At 61.9% G+C, this 25,572-nt stretch carries 16 protein-coding genes; 10 read left to right on the forward strand and 6 right to left on the reverse strand.

Going from position 1 to position 25,572, the window contains the following annotated elements:
* Positions 1–47: 47 nt before the first annotated feature.
* On the reverse strand, positions 48–3,194 hold the full coding sequence (locus ACR9Y2_RS32050) for a family 78 glycoside hydrolase catalytic domain (RefSeq protein ID WP_435045954.1): 3,147 nt from the start codon (positions 3,192–3,194) through the stop codon (positions 48–50).
* Positions 3,195–3,476: 282 nt separating this feature from the next.
* Between ACR9Y2_RS32050 and ACR9Y2_RS32055 the strand changes: the two genes are divergently transcribed.
* The 3 genes from ACR9Y2_RS32055 to ACR9Y2_RS32065 are packed head-to-tail and all read left to right on the forward strand — an operon-like array spanning position 3,477 to position 11,109.
* Positions 3,477–4,850, forward strand: coding sequence for an efflux RND transporter periplasmic adaptor subunit (locus ACR9Y2_RS32055; RefSeq protein WP_435045955.1), 1,374 nt, complete (start codon positions 3,477–3,479; stop codon positions 4,848–4,850).
* A complete protein-coding gene (locus ACR9Y2_RS32060; protein ID WP_435045956.1) occupies positions 4,847–7,984 on the forward strand; it encodes an efflux RND transporter permease subunit in 3,138 nt (1,045 codons plus the stop codon). The genes ACR9Y2_RS32055 and ACR9Y2_RS32060 overlap by 4 nt, the downstream gene beginning before the upstream one ends.
* The gene (locus tag ACR9Y2_RS32065; RefSeq protein WP_435045957.1) at positions 7,981–11,109 is read left to right on the forward strand and encodes an efflux RND transporter permease subunit; all 3,129 of its coding nucleotides are present in this window, start codon (positions 7,981–7,983) and stop codon (positions 11,107–11,109) included. Before ACR9Y2_RS32060 ends, ACR9Y2_RS32065 begins: the two co-directional genes overlap by 4 nt.
* A 35-nt stretch (positions 11,110–11,144) precedes the next feature.
* On the opposite strand, the gene ACR9Y2_RS32070 is transcribed toward ACR9Y2_RS32065, so the two are convergent.
* From ACR9Y2_RS32070 to ACR9Y2_RS32080, 3 genes are all read right to left on the reverse strand, one after another.
* Positions 11,145–11,714 (reverse strand): hypothetical protein, encoded by a 570-nt coding sequence (locus ACR9Y2_RS32070; RefSeq protein WP_435045958.1) that lies wholly within the window; start codon positions 11,712–11,714, stop codon positions 11,145–11,147.
* Between the two features lie 71 nt (positions 11,715–11,785).
* The gene (locus ACR9Y2_RS32075; protein ID WP_435045959.1) at positions 11,786–13,186 is read right to left on the reverse strand and encodes an anthranilate synthase component I family protein; all 1,401 of its coding nucleotides are present in this window, start codon (positions 13,184–13,186) and stop codon (positions 11,786–11,788) included.
* Entirely contained in the window at positions 13,183–13,746 is a 564-nt protein-coding gene (locus tag ACR9Y2_RS32080; protein ID WP_435045960.1) for an anthranilate synthase component II, read from the reverse strand. Before ACR9Y2_RS32080 ends, ACR9Y2_RS32075 begins: the two co-directional genes overlap by 4 nt.
* Before the next feature lie 97 nt (positions 13,747–13,843).
* Between ACR9Y2_RS32080 and ACR9Y2_RS32085 the strand changes: the two genes are divergently transcribed.
* The gene (locus ACR9Y2_RS32085) at positions 13,844–14,302 is read left to right on the forward strand and encodes a pentapeptide repeat-containing protein (protein ID WP_435045961.1); all 459 of its coding nucleotides are present in this window, start codon (positions 13,844–13,846) and stop codon (positions 14,300–14,302) included.
* Positions 14,303–14,305: 3 nt separating this feature from the next.
* On the opposite strand, the gene ACR9Y2_RS32090 is transcribed toward ACR9Y2_RS32085, so the two are convergent.
* A complete protein-coding gene (locus tag ACR9Y2_RS32090; protein ID WP_435045962.1) occupies positions 14,306–14,512 on the reverse strand; it encodes a hypothetical protein in 207 nt (68 codons plus the stop codon).
* A 6-nt stretch (positions 14,513–14,518) separates the two neighbouring features.
* Entirely contained in the window at positions 14,519–15,766 is a 1,248-nt protein-coding gene (locus ACR9Y2_RS32095; RefSeq protein ID WP_435045963.1) for an acyltransferase family protein, read from the reverse strand.
* A gap of 166 nt (positions 15,767–15,932) precedes the next feature.
* Here ACR9Y2_RS32095 and ACR9Y2_RS32100 point away from each other — a divergent pair, with 166 nt between their 5' ends.
* The 6 genes from ACR9Y2_RS32100 (at position 15,933) to ACR9Y2_RS32125 (ending at position 25,520) form a co-directional block, all read left to right on the forward strand.
* On the forward strand, positions 15,933–16,424 hold the full coding sequence (locus tag ACR9Y2_RS32100; protein WP_435045964.1) for a bacterioferritin: 492 nt from the start codon (positions 15,933–15,935) through the stop codon (positions 16,422–16,424).
* A 216-nt stretch (positions 16,425–16,640) separates the two neighbouring features.
* Positions 16,641–19,538, forward strand: a complete 2,898-nt coding sequence (gene secA / locus ACR9Y2_RS32105) for a preprotein translocase subunit SecA (protein ID WP_435045965.1) — start codon at positions 16,641–16,643, stop codon at positions 19,536–19,538.
* Positions 19,523–20,566 (forward strand): hypothetical protein, encoded by a 1,044-nt coding sequence (locus ACR9Y2_RS32110; protein WP_435045966.1) that lies wholly within the window; start codon positions 19,523–19,525, stop codon positions 20,564–20,566. The genes secA and ACR9Y2_RS32110 overlap by 16 nt, the downstream gene beginning before the upstream one ends.
* Positions 20,567–21,010: 444 nt before the next feature.
* Positions 21,011–22,681 (forward strand): ribonuclease J, encoded by a 1,671-nt coding sequence (locus tag ACR9Y2_RS32115; RefSeq protein ID WP_435045967.1) that lies wholly within the window; start codon positions 21,011–21,013, stop codon positions 22,679–22,681.
* 4 nt (positions 22,682–22,685) lie between these two features.
* Positions 22,686–24,044, forward strand: coding sequence for an FAD-binding oxidoreductase (locus tag ACR9Y2_RS32120; RefSeq protein ID WP_435045968.1), 1,359 nt, complete (start codon positions 22,686–22,688; stop codon positions 24,042–24,044).
* Positions 24,045–24,209: 165 nt separating this feature from the next.
* Complete coding sequence (locus tag ACR9Y2_RS32125) at positions 24,210–25,520, forward strand: citrate synthase (protein WP_435045969.1); 1,311 nt, start codon at positions 24,210–24,212, stop codon at positions 25,518–25,520.
* The last annotated feature ends 52 nt before the right edge of the window (positions 25,521–25,572 follow it).

The following is a 25,572-nucleotide window of genomic DNA, read 5'->3' on the forward strand; positions in this document are numbered from 1 at the left end:
GCAGGGAACCCGGAGGAGCCCTGCCCGTGCTGCGGCCAATACCAAGTCTACTGGCCGAGGAAGGTGTAGCTGCCGGACTTCACTTCGAAGACGGAAGCGCCGCCCTCCACGTGGTCCGGCTTCAGTCCGCCGGATCCGCTGGCGCCCGCCCCGGGGACATAGACGGTGGCCGACGAATTCGGCGGCACCGTGACATTCATCGTCACTTTGCCGCCCTGCTTCGTCCAGTTGCTGACGATGCGGCCGTAGGGTGAAACGTGGCTGGCCTTCACGTTGGTCAAGCCGCTGGCGGTGAACGGCCGGATGGAGAAGTGCCTGAAGCCCGGGTGCGCCGGATCGGGCCGGATGCCCGCCAGGTACTCGTACATCCACACGCCCAGGTCGCCGATCTGCATCACATGGTTGCCCGAGTTCATCGCCGGGTCGGCGGTATCGCCATTCCAGAGTTCCCACACCGTGGTGGCGCCCTTTTCCACCATGTAGCCCCAGCCTGGGTAGGTCTTCTGTGTGGCAATGGTGAGCGCCAGGTCAGCGCGCCCGTTGTCGGAGAGGGTCCGCATCAGCCATTGCGCGCCCACCAGGCCGACGCCCACATGATTGTTGCTCTCCTTCTCGATCTTCGTCACCAGGCGATCGAACACCGCGGTGCGATTCTCGCCGGGGACGAGGTCAAAGGCCAGCGGCAGGATGCTGGAGGTCTGAGTGCCGTTGTCGAACTTCGAGTCGGCCTGTTTGAAGTACTCGCGCAGGAAGGCCGCCTTCACGGTTCCGGCCAGCGTCTGATACTCGGCGATGTCGGCGGTCTGGCCCGCCAGCTTCGCATAGCGGCTCATCAGGTCGAGCATGTGGTAGTAGTAGGCCGTGCTGAGCAGCGCTCCGGCAGTGACGCGCGCCGGATCCTGTGAATGGATGAGCTCCGGCTTCTCCGGCGGCACGCACCAGTCGCCGTAGGTGTTCTTGGGCATGATGCCGTCTTTCAGGAAGACGCGCATGTACTCCACCCACTTCTTCATGGCAGGGTAGTTGCGCTCGATCACGCGTGAATCGCCGTACTGCTCGTACACCATGTTCGGCGCCAGGATGAACGTGCTGGGCCACACGATGCCGTCGTTGTAGAGGACCCAGTAGCTGGGGGAAACATCCGGAATGCTGCCCGTTTCGCGCTGCGAATCCTTCAGGTCGTTCATCCACTTTGTGTAGAACGAGGCGATGTCGAAGAGGTAGCTCTCGCTGCGGCTCACCACGCTGCGGTCGCCCAGCCAGCCCTGCCGCTCGTCGCGCTGCGGGCAGTCGGTGGGAATGCTGCGGTAGTTGCCCCGGATGCCCCAATAGATGTTGTGGTGGATCTTGTTGAGCATCTGGTCGGACGATTCGAAGTCGCCGGTGCGCGCCATGGCATCGTGCACCACGCGGCCGTCGATGGAGGCCAGGATGGGCTTGCCGGGATATCCGGTCACTTCCACGAACCGGTAACCGTGATAAGTGAAGCGCGGCTCCCAGGTCTCCGGAGCGCCGCCTTTCAGCGTGTAGAGATCAGTGGCGCGGGCGGACCGCAGGTTGTCGAGATACAGATTGCCATCTGGACGAAGTGTCTCGGCGTGGCGCAGCGTCACCTGGTCGCCCTTGCGCCCGGTGACCCGCAGACGAGGCCAGCCCACCATGTTCTGGCCCATGTCGAAGATGTAGACCCCGGGCCGGATCTCACTCACCTTGAGCGGCTTGATGGTCTCGATGACCTTCAGCGGTTCGGCCATCTGGGCTTCCAGCGCGCCCTGGGGTGGCTGCAGGGCTTCCACCGGCTGCCATTTGGCATCGTCGAAACCGGCGTTGGCCCAGCCAGGCATTTCCTTCGTCGCATCGTACTCTTCGCCGTCGTACTCGTTATTGACGCGCACCGGTCCATCCGACGTGACCTTCCAGGTGGCGTCGCTCACGATGGTTTCGCGCTTGCCGTCGGCATACTCCAACTCCAGTTGTAGCAGCAGCTTCGGCACGTCGTAGCCTACCGTGCCGATGGGCACGCTGTTGCGAGGAGCCCAGTACCGGCCATTGCCCAGCATCACACCCAACGCGTTGTCGCCGGGCTTCAACTGCTTTGTCACGTCGTGCGTGAGGTAGAAGACCCGCTTGGCATATTCAGAAAGATTGGGCGAAAGGACGTCGTCGCCAGCCTTCGCTCCGTTCACGTAAAGTTCGCTCAAGCCCAGGCCTGAAATGTACGCCGTTGCCCGGCGCAAGCCGCTGGCCACCGTGAACTCCTTGCGCAGCATGCGCGCGGGCAAGGCTCGCTCACCCTTGAAACCCACGTCGCCCCAAGGCTTCATGCCGTAATCGCCCAATTCCCGAGCCGCAGTCCACGGACCCGTTTCGGAGGCCGCCGCCTGCCAGCCGGAGCCGGTGCGGAACACCAGCGGTTCTCCCGATGTGAATTGCACATGCAGGGCGCCGATGAGCCCGGCCGCATCTTCGCGAGTGTTCTTCGCCTGGACGAGGATCGCGTTTTCGCCCTGCTTCAGCAATGGCGCCACGTCGAGAACTTCCGGCAAGCTGGGCTGATTTCCGCGGCCCGCTGGTTTGCCGTTGATCGACAGGTCGAAGCTGTTGTCGGCGCCCAGCACGAACATGGCATGCCGGATGGTCCGTCCCGCGGGCATTGTCACCTTGGCCGAGAACCAGCGCGTCGCAGCCGGCGCTTTCACTGCCGGATCGCCCTCATTGAACCAGATCCACTTGGAGGTGGTGATCAGTTGGAATGGGCTGGTGGGCGACTTGTAATCCGCATACGCGCCCTGGCCGATCCACTTGGCTTTCCAATCCGACGCCTGCAGCAGGCCCATGGACCACTGGCCGGTCTCGCTCCACGCCGAAAGATGGCCTGACTGGTCCCAGACTTGCACCTGCCAGTACGCCGCCATGCCTGTTTCCAGTGGTTTGCCGTTGTAGGCGACCAGCACGCTCTGAGCCGACTCCACTTTGCCGGAGTCCCACAAATCCCCAGTGCCGGCCTTTAGATTAGCGGCCGAGGAGGCGACCAGGATGCGGTAGGCCGACTGCGCCAAGCCGCGAGCGGTAGGAGTGCGGGCTTCGAGCAACCAACTCAGACGTGGTGCTGTTTCCGAGATGCCTGACGGGTTTTTGCGGTGCTCCACGGTGAGCCCGGATGGCTTCACGGCCGCGGGTGCGGCGGACAGCAAAGCCGCCCCCATCAATGCTAAGCTAGACAACCACTTGTACATGGATAAGTCCTTCGCGATCAACTTCTATGGATGAGTCCCGCCCGGTAGCGGGAACCCCCTATTCCATCCAAAACAGAAGTGAAGTGCAAGGCGGCCGCGGCGGTGCCTCGATGGAGCCTATCAAAAGTTTCTTGGTCCTTGAAAAGTAACGTCGTAAGCAATACGGTCGCCACTCTATTTAGTGCTCTTCGCTCCCCCCCTGTGCTGGGTGACTCAAATTCTGAAATGACGGAAACCCTGTTGACCACTAGAACTATCTCCGGCCGATGGGCCGCCATTACTCTCGCTGTTCTTGCATTGGCCGGAACTGGCTGCAATCGTGGCGGAACGGCTTCCAAGAAGGATGCATCGAATAAGAAAGGCGACGCCGTACCGGTGAGTCTCACCGCCGTCGCTCAACGGGATGTGCCGCTCGACCTGGAAGTGATCGGGAACGTCGAGGCTTACTCGGTGATCTCCATGCGGTCGCAGGTGAGCGGTCTGCTGCAGAAGGTCCATTTCAAGGAAGGCGACTTCGTTTCGAAAGGACAGGTTCTGTTCTCCATCGATCCCAGCCCGTTCAATGCAGCCCTGCGCGAAGCCGAGGCGAATCTGGCCCGCGCGGAAGCGCAGATCGGCCAGGCGCAGGCCACACTGAAGCGCGACATCGCGCAGGCGCGGTATTCCGGACAGCAGGCTGACCGCTACAAGTCGCTGCAAAAAGAGGGGATCGTCTCAAAGGAGCAGGTGGACCAGTTCACCACCGCCGCCGATACCAACGCCGAGATCATTCGCGTCGACGAGGCAGCCATCCGCAGCGCCGAGGCATCGCTCGTCGCTTCCCGCGCACAGGTGGACAACGCCAAAATCCAGGTCGGCTACACCACTATCCGTTCGCCCATCGATGGCCGCACCGGCAACATCACGGTCAAGGAAGGCAACATCGTCTCCTCCAATACGATTGAGCTGACCTCCATCAACCAGGTGCAGCCGATCTATGTCACGTTTTCAGCTCCGGAGTCGAACCTCAGCGAGATCAAGAAATTCGCGGCGGAAGGGAAGCTGCCTGTCACGGTCCTGCCCTCTGAGGGGGAGGAAGTCACGCCCGAGATCGGCACCCTGACTTTCGTTGACAACAACGTCGACGCCACCACCGGCACCATCAAGCTGAAGGGGACGTTCCAGAATGCCGGCCGCCACCTGTGGCCCGGCTCCTTTGTTCGCGTTCGCCTGCGCCTGTCGACCCGCAAGAACGCGCTCATTGTACCGGCCCAGGCGGTGCAGGAAGGCCAGGACGGACAGTTCCTCTATGTCGCTACTGACAAGATGACGGTGGAGCAACGGCCGGTGAAAGTGGGTTCGCGCAGTGGCCAGGACATGGTGATCGACCAGGGCGTGGAAGCGGGGGAAAAGGTCGTTGTCGAAGGCCAGTTGCGGCTGGCGCCCGGCATGAAGATTCGTGTGCGGGAAGCACGGCCCGGCGGACCGGGCAAGGGCGGCAAGAAGGGCGGCGGGAGTGCAGCCGCGGCCGAGACTCCGCAGGGCGCTCCGGCAGCGGACGCCCCGCCTCAACAGGACGGTAGTACAACTCCGGGCGCCCGCAAGGGACGCAAGGGCGAGCACACAAAACAGTGAACATCTGCGAGACATTCATCCGTAGACCCATTGCCACCAGCCTGCTGATGCTGGCTGTGGCGCTGTTTGGCATCCTGGCCTACCGGGCCCTACCCGTCAGTGACATGCCGCGTGTGGACTTTCCCACGCTGGTTGTCTCGGCCAGCCTGCCTGGAGCCAATCCGGACACCATGGCTTCGGCCGTGGCCACTCCGCTGGAGCGCCAGTTTACCGGTATCGCCGGGATGGATTCGATGATCTCGTCGAACTCCACCGGCAATTCCCAGATCACGCTCACCTTCGACCTCTCCCGCGATCTGGACGGCGCGGCCGTCGACGTCGAAACCGCGATTGCTGAGGCCATGCCGCTGCTGCCGCCCGGTATGCCCAGCCCGCCGTCGTTCCGCAAGTTCAATCCCGGCGACGCGCCTGTCATCTTTCTCAGCCTCACCACCAAAGTGCTGCCCATGTGGAAGCTCGACGAGTACGCGCAGAACATCATTGCCCAGCGGCTCTCCATGGTGAACGGCGTGGCGCAGGTGCAGGTGATGGGCGCCCAGAAGTACGCCGTGCGGGTACAGATCGATCCTGACCAGTTGGCGTCCAGGAAGATCGGCCTGAACGAAGTCAGCCAGGCGCTCTCCGACTGGAACGTGAACGAACCCACGGGCACGCTCTATGGACCGCACCAGTCCTACAATGTCCTGGCCAGCGGCCAGCTGATGCGCGCCAAGGACTATGAGTCGCTGGTGATCACTTATCGCAATGGGGCTCCGGTCCGGTTGCGCGACGTGGCCAATGTTCTCGACAGTGTCGAGGACGACAAGACCGCCTCGTGGATCTACTCCGGTGAAACGAAAGAGCGCGCCATCAACCTCATGGTGATGCGCCAGCCCGACAGCAACACCATCGAAGTGACCGATGCCGTGAAAGCGCTGCTCCCGATGTTCCAGGCGCAGTTGCCCCCCAGCGTGACGCTGGCCGTGCGCGGCGACCGCTCCAAAAACATTCGCGAATCGTTCACCGACATTCAGATGACCATGGCCGTCACCCTCGGCCTGGTGATCATGGTCATCTTCATCTTCCTGCGGAACCTCTCCGCCACAGCCATTCCCACCATGGCCCTGCCGTTCTCGATCATCGGCACGTTCTCCATCATGTATGTGCTGGACTTCAGCCTGAACAACATCTCGCTGATGGCCCTCATCCTGTGTGTCGGCTTCGTTGTCGACGACGCCATCGTGATGCTGGAGAACATCGTCCGCCATATGGAGAAGGGCGAGACGGCCATGCAGGCCAGCCTGCGCGGCTCGCGCGAGATCGGCTTCACCATCGTCTCGATGACCATCTCGCTGGCCGCCGTGTTCATCCCGCTGCTCTTCATGGGCGGCATCCTGGGCCGGCTGTTCCGCGAATTCGCCGTCTCCATATGCGTCGCGATTCTCATCTCCGGCATGGTGTCGGTCTCCCTCACTCCGATGCTCTGCAGCCGCTTCCTGCGGCCCGTCAACAACCTGAAGCACGGCTGGCTTTACAACCTCATCGAGCGCGGCTTCATGGCCATCCACCGCGTCTACGAACGCAGCCTGGGCTGGGTGCTGCATCACCGGCCCGTTATGCTGGCAGTCTTTGTGATCATCCTCGGAGTCACGGGCTGGCTGTTCACGGTGGTGCAAAAGGGCTTCATCCCGGAAGTCGATAGCGACCAGATGTTCGTCACCGTCGAGGCCGCGCAGGGCACCTCGTTCTTCCAGATGGCGAAGTATCAGCAGCGCATCGGTGAAATTCTGCGCAACGACCCCAACATCGAGACGATCATGTTGAGCGCCGGCGGTTCGTTCAACGCCAGCGCCAGCTCCGGCCGCCTGATGGTCCAGTTGAAACCACGCCGCGAACGGGAACTCAGCGTCTTCGAAGTGGTGAACGAACTGCGCCCGAAACTGGCCACGGTCTCCGGCGTACGAGCCTTCCCCTCAGTGCCCGCCGCCATTCGCATCGGCGGCCGCCGTTCGAAGGCCCAGTACGATTTCACACTGCAGTCGCCAGATACCGCCGAGCTTTACGCCGAGGCGACCAAGTTTGAAGCGGTCGTCAGCAAACTGCCCGGCCTGCTCGATGTTTCTTCCGACCTCGAAGTGAAGAACCCGCGCGTCAACGTCAGCATCGACCGCGATAAGGCCGCCGCCCTGCAATTGAATCTGCTGCAGGTGCAGGGTTCGCTCTACAGCGCCTTCGGGCCCCGCTGGGCCACCACCATCTACTCCTCCATGAGCCAGAATCGCGTGCTGATGGAATTGCAGCCCAAGTTCCAGGCCCACCCCGATACGATTCCGACGCTCTTCTTCAAATCGGACAACGGCAACGTTGTCCCGTTCCAGTCGTTCGGCAAGATGTACATTGACGCCGGGCCGCTCACCGTGAATCACTCCGGCCAGTTGCCTTCCGTCACCATCTCGTTCAACCTGCGCCCGGGCATGGCGCTGGGCGATGCGGTGGACCTCATCCAGGACGCCGCCATCAGGCACCTGCCGGCCAGCATTACCCCCAGCTTCCAGGGCACCGCCAAAGCCTTCCAGGATTCGTTGAAGAACCTGGGCCTGCTGCTGCTGGTCGCCATCCTGGTCGTCTACATCGTGCTGGGCGTGCTGTATGAGAGCTACATCCACCCGTTGACGATTCTCTCCGGCCTGCCGTCGGCGGGCTTCGGAGCGCTGCTCACCCTGCTCATCTTCAACGTCGAACTGAACATCTATGGTTTCGTCGGCATGATCCTTCTGATCGGACTCGTGAAGAAGAACGCGATCATGCAGATCGACTTCGCGCTCGAGGCCGAACGCAAGGAAGGGAAGACACCGGCCGAGGCGATCTATGAAGGCTGCCTCACGCGTTTCCGTCCCATCATGATGACCACCATGTCCGCCTTGCTTGGCGCCCTGCCCATCTCTTTGGGGTATGGAGCCGGTGGCGAGGCACGCCGCCCGCTGGGTCTCACCGTCATGGGCGGCCTGGTCTGCTCACAATTGCTCACGCTCTATCTGACGCCTGTGGTTTACACCTACATGGCTTCCATCGTGGATCGCTGGCGGTCGCGGCATAAGAAGGTTTCCCTCGACGCCATCCCGGCCGGAATCACCACCAGCGGAACTGCCAAATGAACATTTCCGAACTCTTTATCAAACGGCCCATCGCCACCAGTCTTTTCATGTGCGCCATCATTCTGTTCGGAATGGTGGCCTACCGCTCCCTGGCGGTGAGCGATCTGCCGAATGTGGACTTTCCCACACTTCTGGTCACGGCCAGCCTGCCTGGGGCCAATCCCGAGACCATGGCGTCCGCCGTCGCCACCCCGATGGAGAATCAGTTCTCCACCATCGCCGGGCTGAATTCGATGACCTCCGTGAACTCGCAGGGCGCCACGCAAATCACGCTGGAGTTCGACCTCAGCCGCAGCCTCGACGGAGCCGCTGTCGATGTCCAGGCGGCCATCACGCAGGCCTCACGCCTGCTGCCGCCGGGCATGCCCACGCCGCCCACGTTCACCAAGGTGAACCCGGCTGACCAGCCCATCCTCTATCTCGCCCTCACCTCGCCCACGCTGCCGCTCTACACCCTGGATGAGTATGCGGAAACCCGCATTGCCCAACGTATCTCGATGGTCAGTGGCGTCGCCCAGGTGCAGGTTCTCGGCGCGCAGAAGTACGCTGTCCACGTCCAGATGGATCCCCAGAAACTGGCCGCGCACCAGGTGGGGATCAACGAGATTGAAACCGCGCTGAAGAACTGGAACGTCAACCTGCCGGCCGGTTCCATCATCGGACCCCAGCGAGCCTTCACGCTGCAGGCTTCCGGCCAGTTGACGAACGCCACCGCTTACCGGCCCCTGGTGGTCTCCTACCGCAGCGGCACGCCTGTGCGGCTGGAAGAACTCGGCCAGGTGATCGATGGTGTGGAAGACGACAAAACCGCTTCCTGGTTCTACCGCCATGGCCCGGGCCGTCGCGCCGTCGTTCTCGCCATCCAACGCCAGCCTGGTACGAATACCATCGCCGTCACCGACGCCATCAAGCAACTCATCCCGCTATTCCAGTCGGAGCTGCCTCCATCGGTCAAAATGGAGATCTTCTACGATCGCTCAGACACCATCCGCGAATCCTATGATGACGTCAAGTTCACGATGGTCCTGACCCTCGGTCTTGTCGTGATGGTCATCTTCCTCTTCCTGAGGAACTTCTCCGCTACCGTCATTCCCAGCCTCGCGCTGCCCTTCTCGGTCATCGGCACCTTCGCCGTCATGTACCTGCTGGACTACAGCCTCGACAACCTGTCGATGATGGCGCTCATTCTCTCCATCGGCTTCGTCGTCGACGACGCCATCGTGATGCTCGAGAACATCGTGCGCCACATCGAGATGGGTGAAGAGCCGATGGCCGCCGCCCTCAAAGGTTCCCGCGAAATCGGCTTCACCATCGTCTCGATGACCCTTTCGCTGGCCGCTGTGTTTATCCCCGTCCTCTTCATGGGCGGCGTGCTGGGCCGCCTGTTCAAGGAGTTCGCGGTCACCATCTGCGTGTCGATCCTGATCTCCGGCGTTGTGTCGGTGACCCTCACGCCAATGCTGTGCAGCCGCTTCCTGCGCGCCGCGCACCACCAATCCAAGGGCTGGTTCTACAACTCGACGGAACGCTTCTTTGAAGGCATGCTGCGCCTCTACGACTCGACGCTCCAGGTCGTCCTGCGCTTTCGCCGCGCCACCCTCGCCGTCAGTTTCGTCGTGCTGATCATCACCGGCTGGATGTTCGTCGACATCCCCAAGGGCTTCATTCCCGATCAGGATACCGACCAAATGCTGATCACCACCGAAGCCGCGCAGGGCACTTCGTACTACCAGATGGTGAACTACCAGCAGGCGATTGCCGAGGAAGTACAGGCCGATCCCAACGTCGACTCGCTGGTCTCCAGCATCGGCGGCAACACTTCGACCACCCTGGGCGGACCCAATTTCGGCCAGATGATTGTCCACCTCAAGCCGCGCCATGACCGCAAAATGCTGGTGAACGAGGTCATCGACAACCTGCGTCCCAAGCTCACGCAGTACCCCGGCATGAAGGTCTACCTGCAGAATCCGCCGGCCATCCAGATCGGCGGCCAGGTCACCAAGAGCATCTACCAGTTCTCCATGCAGTCTCCTGACAAGGAAGAGCTCTACAAGGCCGCGCGCCGGATGGAAGCTGAAATCGCCGAGATGCCCGGCCTGGAAGACGTCACCAGCAACCTGCTGGTATCGAGCCCACAGATTCACGTCAACATCGACCGCGACAAGTCCGCCGCGCTGCAGATCAATGCCCAGCAGGTGGAAAACGCCCTCTACGATGCCTACGGGCCGCGCTGGGTCTCCACCATCTATGCCCCGGTGAACGAGTACAAAGTGCTGTTGGAGCTCATGCCGAAGTATCAGGCCGACCCCGCCGCGCTCTCCATGCTCTACCTGAAGACGACCGCCGGCCGGCTCATTCCGCTGGACTCCGTCGCCCAGGTTACCAGCGACACCGGCCCGCAGACCGTCAACCACTTCGGCCAGCTGCCCGCCGTCACCATCTCGTTCAACCTGCGCCCCGGCACCAGCCTCGGCGACACCGTGACGCGCATCCAGGATCTGGCCAAGGAACAGTTGCCGCCCACCGTCAGCACCGCCTTCCAGGGCGCGGCCAAGAGCTTCCAGAGCTCCCTGTCGAACCTGTGGTTGCTGCTGATCGTCGCCATCCTCGTGGTCTACATCGTGCTGGGCGTCTTGTATGAAAGCTACATCCACCCGCTGACCATCCTCTCCGGCCTGCCGTCGGCCGGCTTCGGAGCCCTGGTCACGCTCTACCTCTTCCACATGGACCTGAACATCTATGCGTTCGTGGGCCTCATCATGCTCATCGGTATCGTGAAGAAGAACGCCATCATGCAGATCGACTTCGCGCTGGATGCCGAACGGCAACACGGCATGAGTCCCGGCGAGGCCATTTATCAAGGCTGCCTCATCCGCTTCCGGCCCATCATGATGACCACCATGGCCGCGCTGCTGGGCGCCGTGCCCATCGCGCTCGGCTATGGCGCCGGCGGCGAAGCCCGTCAGCCCCTGGGCCTGGCGGTCGTGGGCGGCCTGCTGTTTTCACAGCTCGTCACGCTCTATCTCACCCCGGTGGTCTACACCTATATGGCCGGTCTCCAGGACTGGCTGCGCCGCCGGAAAGGCACCAAAGTTGTACCGGAGCCCATCCCGAGCAGCTACTAGTCCGCTCGGCCGCTTGAGGGATCAGTCCGCAGCCGTCATCTTTTGACGAATTTGACGAGGTGGCCTTCCATGGTCGCCTCCAATCCGTCGCCGCTGCGCCGCAATTCCAGAGGCTCACCCCCGGCGACGGAAACCGTGATCCGGTCGCCGCGCTGCCGGTAGCTGCCCTCGGCCGTATTCTGGGTCACGCCGCGCTCCACCACCGAGACCCTGACCGCCTGTGGCCCGTGGAAATTCAGCTGGATCGCCGTACCTTCGCGCTGCGCCACAAAGGCGCCCGATAGCGCATCCTCCGCTCCACTTTTGCCATCTTTGCAATAACGGCCCAGCAACTGGCCGCCGTCCAGGCAGCCCCTGTCATCCAGCGTGAACACCTGGGTATCTCCGCCATTGGTGACCTTCACCCGCTTCCCATCGACGGCAAAGGTCCCCTCCTTGGTCATCGTCATGAAGGTCAGGTCCACCTTGCCGTCCGGCTTGAAGTTCATGCCATCCAGGAAACCGGCGCCGTCGGGCTTGTAAACCCCGCTTACCCGAGCCCCGCAGCCCCCCAGCATCAGCCCCGCCGCGGCCACCGGCACCATCAGGAACGGTTTGCGATTCAAGGGTTCCACCTCCTCCTCATCCCGCAATGCGCGGATCCGGAGAGGAAACCGTCACGTCTTCCGCAGATTCTTCAGCCGGCTTCGGCGCACCCCAGCGCAGCCAGGAACGCGCGCGCCTTGTGGCGCGTTTCCGCCAACTCCTGGGCGGGGTCAGACTGCGCCGTAATTCCGCAGCCGGTCTCGTACCGAATCCGGCCGTTGGCCGCCACCGCCGTCCGGATCGCCACCGACAACTCCGCCCGGCCGTCCAGTGAGAGCCAGCCGATGGCGCCCATGCACGGTCCGCGCCGCCGCTGTTCCTCGGCGAGCGCGACCGCCATCGCGTGAATCTTCGGAGCGCCGGAAATCGAAGCCGGTGGAAACGAAGCGCGCAGCAGGCCGCCGATTCCACCTTGCACTCGACCGCTGACCGTGGAAACCGTATGCACGAGGGTGGGCAGCCGCAGCAGCTCCGCATGCGACTCAACCACCACTGAGCCCGGCTCGCACACGCGCGCCAGGTCGTTCCGCACGACGTCCACGATCATGGCCAGTTCGGCCCGATCCTTGACGCTTTCCGTCAGTTCTGCTTCCAGCCCCGCATTCTCTTGCGGGGTGCCCCCCAACGGCCGGGTGCCCTTGATGGGCGAGGAACTCGCACGTCCGTCCTCCACCTGCAGGTACAACTCCGGACTCGTGGACAGCACGGCCCGTCCGCCGCCCAGCGGAACGTATGCTCCGAATCGCGCCGGATTCACCGCGCGCAGCCGCCGGTACAACGGCCATATCGCCTCCGCCGCCAGGGGCGCCTCCAGCCGCCGGCAAAGGTTCGTCTGGAAAAGTTCGCCTGCGTAGATCCGCTCCACCGTCCGCCTCACAGCGGCCTCGAACTCCAACGGTGGGGGGACGCTCGATACCGGCCCGTCCGACAGCCGGGCGGCCGGCGCCGTGGGTTCAATCGAGGGCGGCTCCGTCGCACATCGCGCCCGCCAAGCCTCCGTACTCACATGAGTCCACTCACCCGCCTCGTGCCGCCAGTGCGCATCATAGAGAGCCAGGTATAGATCTGGAACCGCGTCCGGCTCCTCGGGCAGGGCAGGCAACTCCTCCAGTTCCCAAGCCAGGTCGTAGCCCAGATAGCCAACCAGCAGCGCGCCCTCAGGCCCGGACCATGCTTCCAGCGCGGCTTCCACTACGTCAAACCCACCAGCCTGCTGCTGGTAGACGCCGCCCGGGCCCTGAACCGTCAACTCGCTGCCTTTTACTTCCAGCGTGACCAGCGGATCCGTGAACAACCGGCTGGCGGCCCCGGCGCAATCCAGCCAGACGAAGCCCGGCTGTGCCTGCAGCGCCTCGGCGACCCACAAGGATTGAACGTTCGAACCCAATTTGACTGACCGCGTAGTCGTGGCGGCTGGAGCCGGCAGCACCGCGAGCAATTTGTGGACCAGGGCCTGTCGGGCTACGGCGTCCCGCCGCGTCCACCACGTCATTGCAGGAACGCCTGGAACAACTTCGGCCCGTCGGGAGTGAGGAACGACTCGGGATGGAACAACACGCCCTCCGTCCGGCTATCCGGGATCCGGCAGCCCATCACCGTGCCGTCGGCCAGCCAGGCCGAGACTTCCAACCCCGCCGGAATTGAAGCGCGTTCCACTTGTAGCGAGTGGTAGCGTGCCGCCTCAAACGGGTCCGGCAGCCCGGCCAGCACCCCACGTCCATCATGGAAGACCCGCGACGCCTGCCCGTGTACCGGATGGCCGGACGGAGCCACTCGCGCCCCCGCCACCGCGGCAATCACCTGCATCCCCAGGCAGACGCCCAGGATGGGGATTCGGCCCGAGAAGGTTCGCACGACGTCAGGGCAGATGCCGGCACGGTCCGGACCAAACGGGCCAGGTGACAGCACGATGCGCTCCGGCTCGAATTCCGCCACTTGTCGTAGTGTGACTGCATCGGAACGCCAGACCGTACACTCCGCGCCGAGTCCGGCCAGCGCATGAACCAGGTTCCAGGTGAATGAGTCGTAGTTGTCCAGCACCAGCACGCGCATGCAGTTTGTTGAGCTGCCTTCATTATCCCAAGGAGCGGCCCCATACATTCCAACGGCGCTTCATCGTAGACTTAAAGAGGCGAAGGTACGAAATCGAGTGGCCAACCCTGAACATCTCTACATTCTTCAGCAGGGCGTGCCCGGCTGGAACAACTGGCGGTCGCGCAATCCCGAAGACCGGCCCGATTTTTCCGGCGCCGATCTCGTCGGTAAAGACCTGAGTGGAGCCGACTTAAGCCGCGGCAACTTCCGGGGCGCCGATCTTACGGGCGCCAACCTTACTGGCTGCGACCTGCGTGTCGCCAACCTCACCGCGGCACGCATGCCCGCCGCGATTCTCATCCGCGCGAACCTGGGGCTGGCTGACCTGATCGATGCCGATCTCCGCGCCGCCAATCTCTCCTCAGCGTCCCTGAATGGAGCGAACCTGCGGCGTGCGGACCTCTCGGAAGCTACGTTGCTGGACACGGATCTGTCCCGTACCCGCCTCATCGACACCAGGTTGAGCAAGGCGGACCTCAAGGGAGCAGACCTGCGCGGAGCGGTCCTGGTCTAGCGCCTAGCGCAGCGACGGATCGTCGTCGCCCAGCAGGCTGCGCGGATCGGCCTGTAGATGGTCGGCCGAATCCTGCATATTCTCCATCCTGTCGACGCATTCCGCGCAGGAATGCAGATGTTGCTCTATCCACACGAGTTCGGCATCGTGGTGGATCAATCCGGTCACGTATCGTTCCAGGTCGTTGTCGGATAGATGAGTCTCTTCCATGGTTGTTCACACTCTCAGGAACAGCTTGCGCCGGTACATCCAGTACAGCATCAGCCAGAAGGTGAGCAGCAGCGCCGCTCCCTCCACCAAAGGCGTTAAGCCCTCGCCCAGGAACCGGAATGCGTTCGGGCCCAGGTGAATCCGGAAGGAACTGGCAATGAAATCCGGGAATAGGTGCGCGATCAGGTAGGCCGCAATCGAGTTCATGCCGATCACCAGCAGCGGGAACGCCCACTTCTTATAGCCCTTGGTCTCGATGGGCCAGCTGAAGCCAGCCAGCATCAGGAAACACACGCCGCCGCTGAACAACGTCCACGCCGGAGTCCAGATGCGCTTCACAATCGGGCAGATCCCGGCGAAGTGCAGGAACAGGCCGCCGGCAATCAGCGCCGCGCCGGCAATGAGGAACTTGCGGTAAGGAATCGACGGAGCTTCGGCTCGCAGCCAGCGGCCCGCGATCAGGCCCAGCAGCATCGTGCCCAGGGTCGGGATGAAACTCAGCGTGAGATAACCGCCATTGTTGGCGACAAAGGGTTTCACCCGTGGAAACAGGTTCAGGAACCACTGGTCGAAGGCGCTGCCCAGGTTGCTGTTCTTGTTCCAGTGCGCCATCAAACCGGAATAGTGGTGCGACCAGTCGGCCGGAACCCCAACGGCCTGGTAATCGAATCCGGTGGGAGGCAGGGGATAGAGCACCCACGCCAGCCAGTAGCCGCCAAGAATCGCGCCCAGCGCGCCCCATTGCCATTTGGCGTTGCGGAACCCCAGCAAAAACAGGAAGGGATAGCCCATGCCAATCTGGGTCAACGTATCCTCAAACGTGAAATTCGTAATCTGTGCGTGGGTCGACCGCAGGAAGATTCCTAATGCGGCCAGCAGGAACGCCCGCCAGACGGCATGCGCGAACATCTTCGGAAACGTGCCGCCCTTGGCCATTCGCGCCGCAATGGAAAACGGCAACGCCACGCCGACCAGGAACGAAAAGGACGGTTGGATCATGTCGTGCAGCGAACAACCGGCCCACGCCACATGATTCTGGTTGAACGCCAGGATGCCCCAGAACCAACTGTCGGGAAAGGCCTTATACACGGCCCCCAACCGCAGCACCTCGGCCATCATCAGCAACATCACGAAGCCGCGATACGCATCGACAGCGATATTTCTCGGGACTGCTACCGCGGCTGGAAGCCTGCCGGAACCCGCCGCGGGCGCCGGAGCTGTTTCGACGCTTGTGACTGAACTGGAAGTGTTCATATTGTTCGCGCCCTCCTGCCTGTTGCCAAGTCTCTCCACAGTCTACGGGATCCGCATCCCGCCGTCACACCTGTCTTTCCCCCCTTCGGGTATGACATGAATTGCCCCGATTCCGCTTTCGTCCGCGGTCGACTCCGATATAATCAGAGTTTGCGAGGTACTTATCATGAATCATCCCAGCGTTGACCTACTCAATAAAGCGGTTGCCGACGAACTCCAGGCCGTTCATCAGTACATGTACTTCCACTTCCATCTCGACGATCAGGGCTTCGGTCCCCTGGCTACCCTCTTCAAGAGGACGGCCATCGTCGAAATGGGCCACATCGAGACCCTGGCGGAGCGCATCCTCTTCCTGAAGGGCGACGTAAACATGTCGGTGGCCGGGCCGGTGGCCGCCATCCAGGACCCAGCCGAAATTCTCGCCAAGGCGATCGCCATGGAGAGCCAGAGCGCTGCCGACTACAACAAGGCGGCCCAGCAGTGCGGCGCCAATGCGGACGCCGCCACCAAACAGTTGTTTGAAGCCCTCGTGGCTGACGAAGAGGCTCACCAGGATGCCTTCGACAAGCAGCTCGAGAACATTAAGCGCTTCGGCCTCAGCTACTTGGCGCTCCAATCGTTCGGCGCCCCGGCCGACGCGCCGCCGGCCGCGAAGTAGGGTTTCGCCCACGCTCCGGGGCTTTCGTCCTCGCTCCGGAGCTGAGTCTCCCCAACCGGCTGCCCGCGCCCGACGCTCCTCCTCCGTATGCATGCGCGGGCAGCCGGCTCCCTGACTGCTTTCACTTGAATCCGGCCCATCCCGTAAACCTCACGGAAACCATAACTAACTGCGGAGTGTCTAAACCCGTGCGGTAGAATCAAAATAAGCATCTCTATGGTCGATTCCTTACTGGCGAAGATCTTCGGCACCAAGCACGAGCGCGAGATCAAAAAAATCAAGCCGCTTGTCCTTGCGATCAACGATCGCGAGGCCGCCGTGCAGGCGCTCACCGACGCACAACTCGCCGCAAAAACTCCGGAGTTCCGGCAGCAGCTCGCCTCCGGCGCTACCCTTGACGACATCCTGGTGGACGCCTTTGCCGTGGTCCGCGAAGCCGGCCGCCGCATCCTCAACATGCGGCACTTCGACTCGCAGTTGATCGGCGGCATCGTTCTCCACCACGGCAAAATCGCCGAAATGAAGACCGGTGAAGGTAAAACGCTGGTCGCCACGCTGCCCGTTTACCTCAACGCCCTCGCCGGCGAGGGCGTGCACGTCGTCACCGTCAACGACTACCTGGCCCGCCGCGACTCGGAGTGGATGGGCCGCCTGTATAAGTACCTCGGTCTCTCCGTCGGCCTCATTGTCCATGGGCTTGACGATGATGAGCGCCGGGCCGCTTACCACTGCGACATCACCTACGGCACCAATAACGAGTACGGGTTCGACTACCTGCGCGACAACATGAAGTTCCGCCTGGACGATTGTGTCCAGCGCGGTCACCACTTCGCCATCGTCGATGAAGTCGACTCCATCCTCATCGACGAGGCCCGTACCCCGCTCATCATCTCCGGTCCGTCCGAAGAGTCCACCGATAAGTACTTCAAGGTCAACGGCATCATCCCCAAGCTCATACGGGGTGAGGTGATCGAAGGCCGCGAGCCGGGCGAGAAGTACACCACCGGCGACTACACCGTGGACGAGCGCCACCGCAGCGTGGCCCTCACGGAAGAGGGCGTCGGCAAAGTCGAGCGCCTGCTGAACATCGTCAACCTGTACGACCCGGAAAACCTCGAACTCAACCACCATGTCCAGCAGGGCCTGCGCGCCCATGTTCTCTATCAGCTCGACCGTGACTACATCATCAAGGATGGTGAGGTCATTATCGTCGACGAGTTCACCGGCCGCCTGATGCCGGGCCGCCGCTGGTCCGATGGCCTGCACCAGGCTGTCGAAGCCAAGGAAGGCGTCAAGATCGAGCGCGAGAACCAGACCCTCGCCACCGTCACCTTCCAGAACTACTTCCGCATGTACAAGAAGCTGTCCGGCATGACCGGTACGGCCGACACGGAAGCCGCCGAATTCGGGAAGATCTACAACCTGGACGTCACGCTGATCCCCACCAACGCGCCCATGGTGCGTAAGGATCTCAACGACATCGTCTACCGCACCGAAGACGAGAAGTGGCGCAACGCAGCCAAGGAGATCGCGGAGCGCAGCAAGACCGGACAACCCGTCCTGGTTGGTACGATTTCCGTCGAGAAGTCGGAGAAGCTGGGCGGCATCCTCAAGCGCATGGGCGTCCGGCACGAAGTGCTGAACGCCAAGAACCACGAGCGCGAGGCATACATCATCGCCCAGGCCGGCCGTTACGGCGGCGTCACGGTCTCCACCAACATGGCGGGCCGCGGTACCGACATTCTGTTAGGCGGCAATCCGGAGTTCCTGGCGCAGGAAGACTCGCTCAAGCTGAAGCTCGTCGAGTCGATCCGTCCGGACGAAGCTCCGCTGGTCGCCGACAACCAGTTCTACTACTTCCAGCGCGGCGACATGCACTACCGTGTTCCGCTGGCCCGGTACAACGAGATTTACGCCAAGTACAAGGAGCAGTGCTCGCTGGAGCACAAGAAGGTGGTCGAGGCCGGCGGGCTCTGCATTGTTGGTACCGAACGCCACGAATCCCGCCGTATTGACAACCAGTTACGCGGTCGCGCCGGCCGTCAGGGCGACCCCGGTTCGTCCCGCTTCTTCCTCTCCCTGCAGGACGACCTCCTCCGTGTCTTCGGTGGAGACCGCATCCAGGGCCTCATGCTGCGCCTGGGTATGGAAGAGGATGTGCCGATTGAGTCCAAGCTCATCACCAAGCGCATCGCCGCTGCCCAGAGGACGGTGGAAGCCCAGAACTTCGCCTCCCGCAAACACGTCAAAGAGTACGACGACGTAATGGATAAGCAGCGCAAGGCCGTCTACGGTCTGCGCCGCCAACTGCTCGAAGGCGCGGACATGAAGGAGAAGATCTTCGAGATCGTCGACGGCATTCTCGCCACCTTCATCGAAACCCGTTGCGCCGAGGGATCCGATCCTTATAAGTGGGATCTCACCGGGCTCGCCACCGACATCAATTCGCAGTTCGGCCTCCGGTTCACGCCGGCCGAAGTGGCCTCGATGACCCGCGCCGAGATCGAGGAGCATGTCCTCGAGCGTTTGCGGAAGCGCTACAACGAGAAGGAAGAAGTCGTCGGACCCGAAGTCATGCGCGAGACCGAGCGCATGATCTGGCTTTCCGTCATCGACCAGCAGTGGAAAGATCACCTGCTCTCGATGGACCACCTGAAGGAAGGCATCGGGATGCGGGCCTACGGTCAGAAAGACCCGCTGATCGAGTACAAGAAGGAAGGTTTCGGCATCTTCCAGGAGATGATGGACCGCATCGAAGACGAAACCATCCGGTTTCTGTTCTTCCTGCAGCCTGTTGTTGGTGAACGTCCGGATGTGCCCATGCCCCAGGACTCCTGGCCCGATGAGGACGGGGAGGACGATGACCAGGGGGGGGAGTCGGCGGCGCAGGCCGCCCAGTCCGAAGAGGACCGCAAGGAGGCCCAGGCCTCGTTCGTGGATCTCACCCGGAACATCCAGAAGAAGAAAGAGCGGGAGATGGAGATGCTCCAGTTTACCGGGGGCGCCGCGGTAGCAACACCGGCGGCCCAGGTAATCAAGGGCGATAAAGTCGGCCGGAACGATCCCTGCCCCTGCGGCAGCGGCAAGAAATATAAAAAATGCCACGGGTCCTGATCCAAACTCTCACCAAATCGATTCAGACCACCGCGACGATTCTCCTGTTGGCCGCCGCCACCGGATCGTGCGCTTCGGCCCAGATCTGGCCGGAATCCTGGCACGGCTCAGCGCGCGGCAAGGTCCTGCCCGTGCCGGCCGAAGACCCCATGCTTTGGGTGGAGTACGGCGGAGACGCCTCCGAGCAGGCCGCCTATAACGGCCCTGTGGGCAAGTTCCAGGCCACTGCCTGGCGCCTGAAAGACGCCACCTCGGCGCTGGCCTGGTATCAGGCCGTTCGCCCGGCCACCTGTGCCGGAGTGCCAAATCTCCCATTGATTTGTACGACTTCCGGCAGCCAGTACATGGCGCATGACAACTATGTGCTGCGTTTTGACGGCTGGCGGCCGCTGGACCAGGAACTGAACGAGCTGTTCACCAAGCTGCCCCGCATCCGTTCCGGAGGCGGCCTGCCCAACCTGCCCGGCTACCTGCCGGAAAAGAACCGGGTGAGGAACAGCGAGCGCTACATTGTCGGCCTGCACTCGCTGGAGAAGTTCGCGCCGGGCATTCCGGCGGCATTGGTGGGCTTTGAAGACGGTACAGAGGCCCAAATGGGCCGCTTCCTGGCCCCTGGAGGCGGGGAACTGTCCGTCCTGGTCTTCGACTACCATACGCCTCAACTGGCCATGCTACGGACCAGGGAATTCGAGAAACAGGCCGGCTGGACGGTGCAGCGCACCGGGCCGTACATCTCTGTCGTCCCTGGCGGCGCCGACCCCAAAGTCGCCTCCGCGATCCTTGGCAAAACAGAGTGGAATGCCCAGTTCACTTGGAATACCCCTGGCAAACTGCCCAAGATGCCTAACGTTGGCGGGATGCTGGTGGCTATCTTCGAACTGACCGGAGTACTCCTAGTGGTATGTCTAGGCGGGGGAATCCTGTTTGCCTGTTTGTGGGTGTATCTGCGTCACCGGCGCATCCGGCTGGACGGCGGAGACGAGACAATCACCGTCATCCGCTTCCACGACCACCCACAAAGTCAGTAAAAATTGCCGAATTTTGCCTCACCTGAGGCGTTTCGGGCTGTTTTTACGGACTCCCTGGGCCGAGCGGATAACCCTCTGTTTATCTCCACTTTACAGCGGAAACCACAAGTTCTTCGCTGGGGTTCCCGGCCCGCCCCGGCCTCCCGGCTTTTCCTGTGGAATGCTCGTAAGTCAATTGCAATCAATTGGTTGGCTTGATTTTTGAGCGCTCCAGTTTTTCCCTTGACTTAACCTGGCTCAGCGTCTACCCTCAAATCACATACAGGTTTTACGGTCGCGAAACCGTTGAATCTGATTCTCCCATTGAACATCAGAGTAAGGGCCTATCCCTATGGGTAGGCCCTTTGCTTTTTCCAGCCCCTCAAGTGCTTATCCGCCATAGTCTTGGGCAGATGGACGGGCTGTGTATGCTAGTCTGATTACTTCGGAGCCTCGCCTCCACCTATGTCCGACCAAAAACTTAAAGTAATCCCGCTGGGCGGCCTCGGCGAGTTCGGCATGAACTGCATGGCCATCCGCTACGGCGACGACATCATTGTCGTAGACGCGGGCATGATGTTCCCTGACGCCGAACTGCTGGGCGTCGACATTGTCACCCCTGACTTTGCTTATCTAGAAGAAAATAAAGAGTTTGTTCGTGCCCTCGTGCTCACGCACGGGCACGAGGACCACATCGGCGGCATCCCGTTCCTGTTGTCCCAGCTCAACATACCGATCTACGGCACGGCCTTTACCCTGGCCCTGGTGGAACGCCGGCTGGAAGAGCACGAGATGCTCGACGAAGCCCACCTGCATCGCGTGAAGCCCGGTCAAAAGATCGAGTTGGGCCCCTTCCACGTCGAGTTCGTCCACGTCACGCACTCGATTGTCAGCTGCGTGGCCCTCGCCATCACGACGCCGCTCGGGGTCATCATCCACACGGGCGACTTCAAGGTGGACCCTACCCCCACCGACAACGTCCTGTTCGATCTCCACACACTGGCCGAGTACGGCAAACGCGGCGTTCTCCTACTTTTGTCGGATTCTACGAACGTCGATCGCCCCGGCTACACGGCCTCCGAACGGGCCGTCCTGCCGCGCTTTGAAGAGATCTTCAATCGCGCCGAGCGCCGCGTGGTGGTCGCCTGTTTCTCCAGTTCCATCCACCGTTTACAGCAGATTCTAGACCTCGCCGCCACGGTGGGCCGCAAGGTCGCCTTCATCGGCCGCAGCATGCTGTCGGCTACCGAGATCGCCCACAACCTGGGCCTGCTCACGATCCCGGACAACCTGCTGCTGCGCCCCCAGGACATCATGTCCGTCGCGCCGCACAAGGTCGTCTGCGTCGTCAGCGGCACCCAGGGCGAGCCGATGTCCGCCATGAGCCGCGTGGCTGTGGACAATCACAAAAGCCTCTCGCTGGAACGCGGCGACGTTGTCGTGCACAGCGCCCGCATCATCCCCGGCAACGAGAAGTCCATCGGTCGCATGATGAACCATATCGCGCGCCGCGGCGCGGAGGTGGTCGCGGGCTCAATGAATCCGCCAATCCACGTGTCTGGACACGGATCCCAGGAAGAGCTCAAGTTATTGTTGAACTTAATCCGGCCGCGGTACTTCGTCCCGATTCACGGCGAATACTGGCAGATGTCGAAGCACGCCGCACTGGCGTCGCACCTGCGCTCCTACGGTTTGGAAGACACCTTTATCCTGGAGACCGGCCAGACGCTGGAGATCGACCGCCACGGCGCCCGCAAGGGTGAGAAGGTCACTGTGGGCCGTATCTGCATCGATTCCGGCTCAATCGACGAAGTGGTGGAGGATATGGTCATCCGCGACCGCCGGCACCTCTCCGAAGACGGGTTCGTCATCCCCATCATCGCGATCGACAAACACACCGGCAAGTGCGAAGGCCTGCCGGAGATCGTCTCGCGTGGCTTCGTTTCGATGGAAGAGCGTTCCGAGCTGATGGCTGCGGCGCGCCAGGTGGTCCTGCGGACCCTGGAAACCTCCTCGAATGAAGAGCGAACGGACTGGGGCGTCATGCAGGAGAAGATCCGCGCCGACCTGAAGCGGTTCCTCAACAAGCAGACGCAGCGCCGTCCCTTAATCATGCCCGTCATCCTCGAGGTCTGACCGAGTGAGCATCCTGATCGACGACGCATCCGGTTTCCAGGGGGAAGCCGAACGAGTAGTGACTCCAGCCACTTTCGAGGAGGCTGCCGGTGTTCTAAGGCAGGCCAACGAAGCTGGGATTCCGGTCACGATTTCCGGGGCCGGCACTGGCATCACAGGGGGCCGCTGCCCGCAGGGTGGGTGGGAGCTCTCGCTGGACGGGTTCCGCAAGGTGGAGGCCGGTTCCGGCTTCGCCAAGGTCGGGGCGGGTACGTTGTTGAAGGACCTGCAGGCCGCAGCCGTCGCCAAGGGGCAATTCTATGCGCCGGACCCGACGGAGTGGACCGCCTCTCTCGGCGGCACCATCGCCACCAATGCATCCGGGTCGCGCAGTTTCCGCTTCGGTTCCACGAGGCGTCATCTGCGGTCGCTTACGGTCGCTTTTATGGATGGATCCGTCCGGACATTCCAACGGGGCGACAAGGTGGAGTTCCCGTATACTCCGCTGCCCGCTCCGGCTACCACCAAGAACACGGCGGGGTATTTCCTGCCGCCCGAGGCCGAGTGGGTCGACCTGATCTGTGGCAGTGAAGGCACCCTCGGTGTCGTGCTGGAGGCGGACGTCACGCTGTTGCCTCAGCCCAAGGACATCCTCTCGGGGGTCGTTTTCTTTGAAGAAGATGCAGCCACGCTGGCTGCAGTCGACGAGTGGCGCGGTGTGCCCCAGCTCCGCATGCTGGAGTACATGGACGAGCCATCGCTCAATTTCCTACGAACGTCGTATGGCAGCGAGATCCCGCGCCAGGCCAAAGCCTGCCTCATGATTGAGCAGGAACTCGATGGACTTGCCGGTGATCCGGTGGATGAGTGGGTGGAACGGATGGAAGTGGCCGGCGCCCTGGAAGACTCCTGGTTTGGGGAGACGGCGAAGGACCGCGAGCGTTTCCGTGTTTACCGCCACACCCTGCCGGAGTTGGTGAATGCCAAGGTGCGGATGAACGGGTTCCAGAAGCTGAGCTCCGACTTCGCAGTTCCTCTGGAGCGCAACGCCGAGATGCTGAGCTACTACCAGGAGACGCTGAATCGCGACTTTCCCGGCAAGTTTACGATCTACGGCCATATCGGCGATGCTCACGTTCACGTCAACATCCTGTCAGAGTCGCAGGCCGACTTCGACAATGGGAAGCAGTGGATGACCGCCGCCGCGGCGCATTCGGTTTCGCTGGGCGGCACGGTGAGTGCCGAGCACGGGCTGGGCAAGCGCAAACTGCACCTGTTGCCCCTGATGTTCACCTCAGCTCAGATTGAAGACATGAAAGCAGTCAAGAGCCGGTTGGATCCGCAGTGGCTTCTGGGTCGCGGTAACCTCTTTTCCGCCCGCTGAAATTAACAACAGTGCATGATTCGTCACCCGTGGTGAATCTCCGCATCATTCTCCTAGACAAATGAGGATAAACGGGTTTCAATATACCCGTGGACTCAATCCGCTGAGTCGCTGACACCCGGGGTTGATCCCTGTGCGGCGATTCCGCCGGCGAAGGGAGCAATCGTGGATCAGAACCGACTGAGCATCACCGATCAACGGACCGGTGCGCAATATGAGGTCCCCATCGTGGATGGAACCATCCGAGCGATGGACCTGAGGAAGATCAAAACCTCGCCCGACGACTTCGGGTTGATGACGTACGACCCTGCCTTCCTCAACACCTCCTCCTGCCGTAGCAGCATCACCTATATCGATGGTGACGTCGGCATCCTGCGCTATCGCGGGTATCCCATCGAAGAGCTGGCGGAGAAGTGCAGTTTCCTGGAAGTCTCCTGGTTGCTGCTGAACGGGGAGTTGCCCACTCCCGAGGAGCTCGGCGAGTGGACCGGGCTGATCAAGCGGCACACGATGCTGCACGAGACCACGAAGAAGTTCCTGGAGGGCTACCGCTACGATGCCCACCCGATGGGGATGCTGATCTCCACCATCGCCGCGCTGTCCACGGTCTATCCGGAAGCCAAGCACGTCTTCGACGCCGATAACCGCAAGCTGCAGATTGCCAGGCTGATCGCCAAAATGCCGACCATCTGCGCCTACTGCTACCGGCATCATTTCGGGCTCCCGTATGTCTACCCGGACAACGACCTGAACTTCACCGAAAACTTCATGAACATGATGTGGAAGATGTTCGAGCCCAAGTACCTGGCCAATCCGATCCTCAGCCGGGCGCTCGATATCCTCTTCATTCTGCACGCCGATCACGAACAGAACTGCTCCACTAACACGATGCGGTGCGTGGGCAGCGCGCAGGGCGATCCGTACGTTGGTTGTTCGGCGGCGGCGGCGGCTCTGTATGGCCCGCTGCACGGCGGCGCCAACGAGGAAGTCCTCAAGATGTTGGACCTGATCGGTTCAAAGGATCGTGTGCCTGCCTTCATCCAGCAGGTGAAAGACGGCGGCGGCAAGCTGATGGGCTTCGGCCACCGCGTGTACAAGAACTACGATCCGCGCGCCAGAATTATCAAATGGGCAGCCGACCAGGTGTTCACGGTCACCGGCTATAACAAGAAGATCGAGATTGCGCTGGAGCTGGAGCGCATTGCTCTCGAGGACGAATACTTCATCAAGCGCAAACTGTATCCGAACGTGGACTTTTACTCCGGCATCATCTACGAAGCCATGGGCTTCCGGCCGGATCTGTTTACGGTGCTGTTTGCCATTCCGCGCGTGGTGGGTTGGCTGGCTCAGTGGCAGGAGATGCTGCTGGATCCGGAGCAGAAGATTGCGCGGCCCCGGCAGATCTACACCGGCCACGACGAGCGTCACGTAGTTCCCATGGCGGAGCGGCATGTTTCCGCGTCCGGCGACGCCTAACCCGAAAGATGGGGGGCGGCTACCCCCCCTTGTGTATTGCGCCCATCTCGGA

It is taken from the genome of Paludibaculum fermentans, from assembly GCF_051172195.1.
In the GTDB taxonomy this organism is placed as follows: Bacteria; Acidobacteriota; Terriglobia; order Bryobacterales; family Bryobacteraceae; genus Paludibaculum; species Paludibaculum fermentans_A.

Excerpts from the sequence above, each read along its gene's own strand:
- ACR9Y2_RS32065 (WP_435045957.1), top strand. The coding sequence starts at position 7,981 with ATGAACATTTCCGAACTCTTTATCAAACGGCCCATCGCCACCAGTCTT.
- ACR9Y2_RS32075 (WP_435045959.1), bottom strand. The coding sequence starts at position 13,186 with ATGACGTGGTGGACGCGGCGGGACGCCGTAGCCCGACAGGCCCTGGTC.
- ACR9Y2_RS32080 (WP_435045960.1), bottom strand. The coding sequence starts at position 13,746 with ATGCGCGTGCTGGTGCTGGACAACTACGACTCATTCACCTGGAACCTG.
- ACR9Y2_RS32090 (WP_435045962.1), bottom strand. The coding sequence starts at position 14,512 with ATGGAAGAGACTCATCTATCCGACAACGACCTGGAACGATACGTGACC.
- ACR9Y2_RS32095 (WP_435045963.1), bottom strand. The coding sequence starts at position 15,766 with ATGAACACTTCCAGTTCAGTCACAAGCGTCGAAACAGCTCCGGCGCCC.
- ACR9Y2_RS32100 (WP_435045964.1), top strand. The coding sequence starts at position 15,933 with ATGAATCATCCCAGCGTTGACCTACTCAATAAAGCGGTTGCCGACGAA.
- secA (WP_435045965.1), top strand. The coding sequence starts at position 16,641 with ATGGTCGATTCCTTACTGGCGAAGATCTTCGGCACCAAGCACGAGCGC.
- ACR9Y2_RS32110 (WP_435045966.1), top strand. The coding sequence starts at position 19,523 with ATGCCACGGGTCCTGATCCAAACTCTCACCAAATCGATTCAGACCACC.
- ACR9Y2_RS32115 (WP_435045967.1), top strand. The coding sequence starts at position 21,011 with ATGTCCGACCAAAAACTTAAAGTAATCCCGCTGGGCGGCCTCGGCGAG.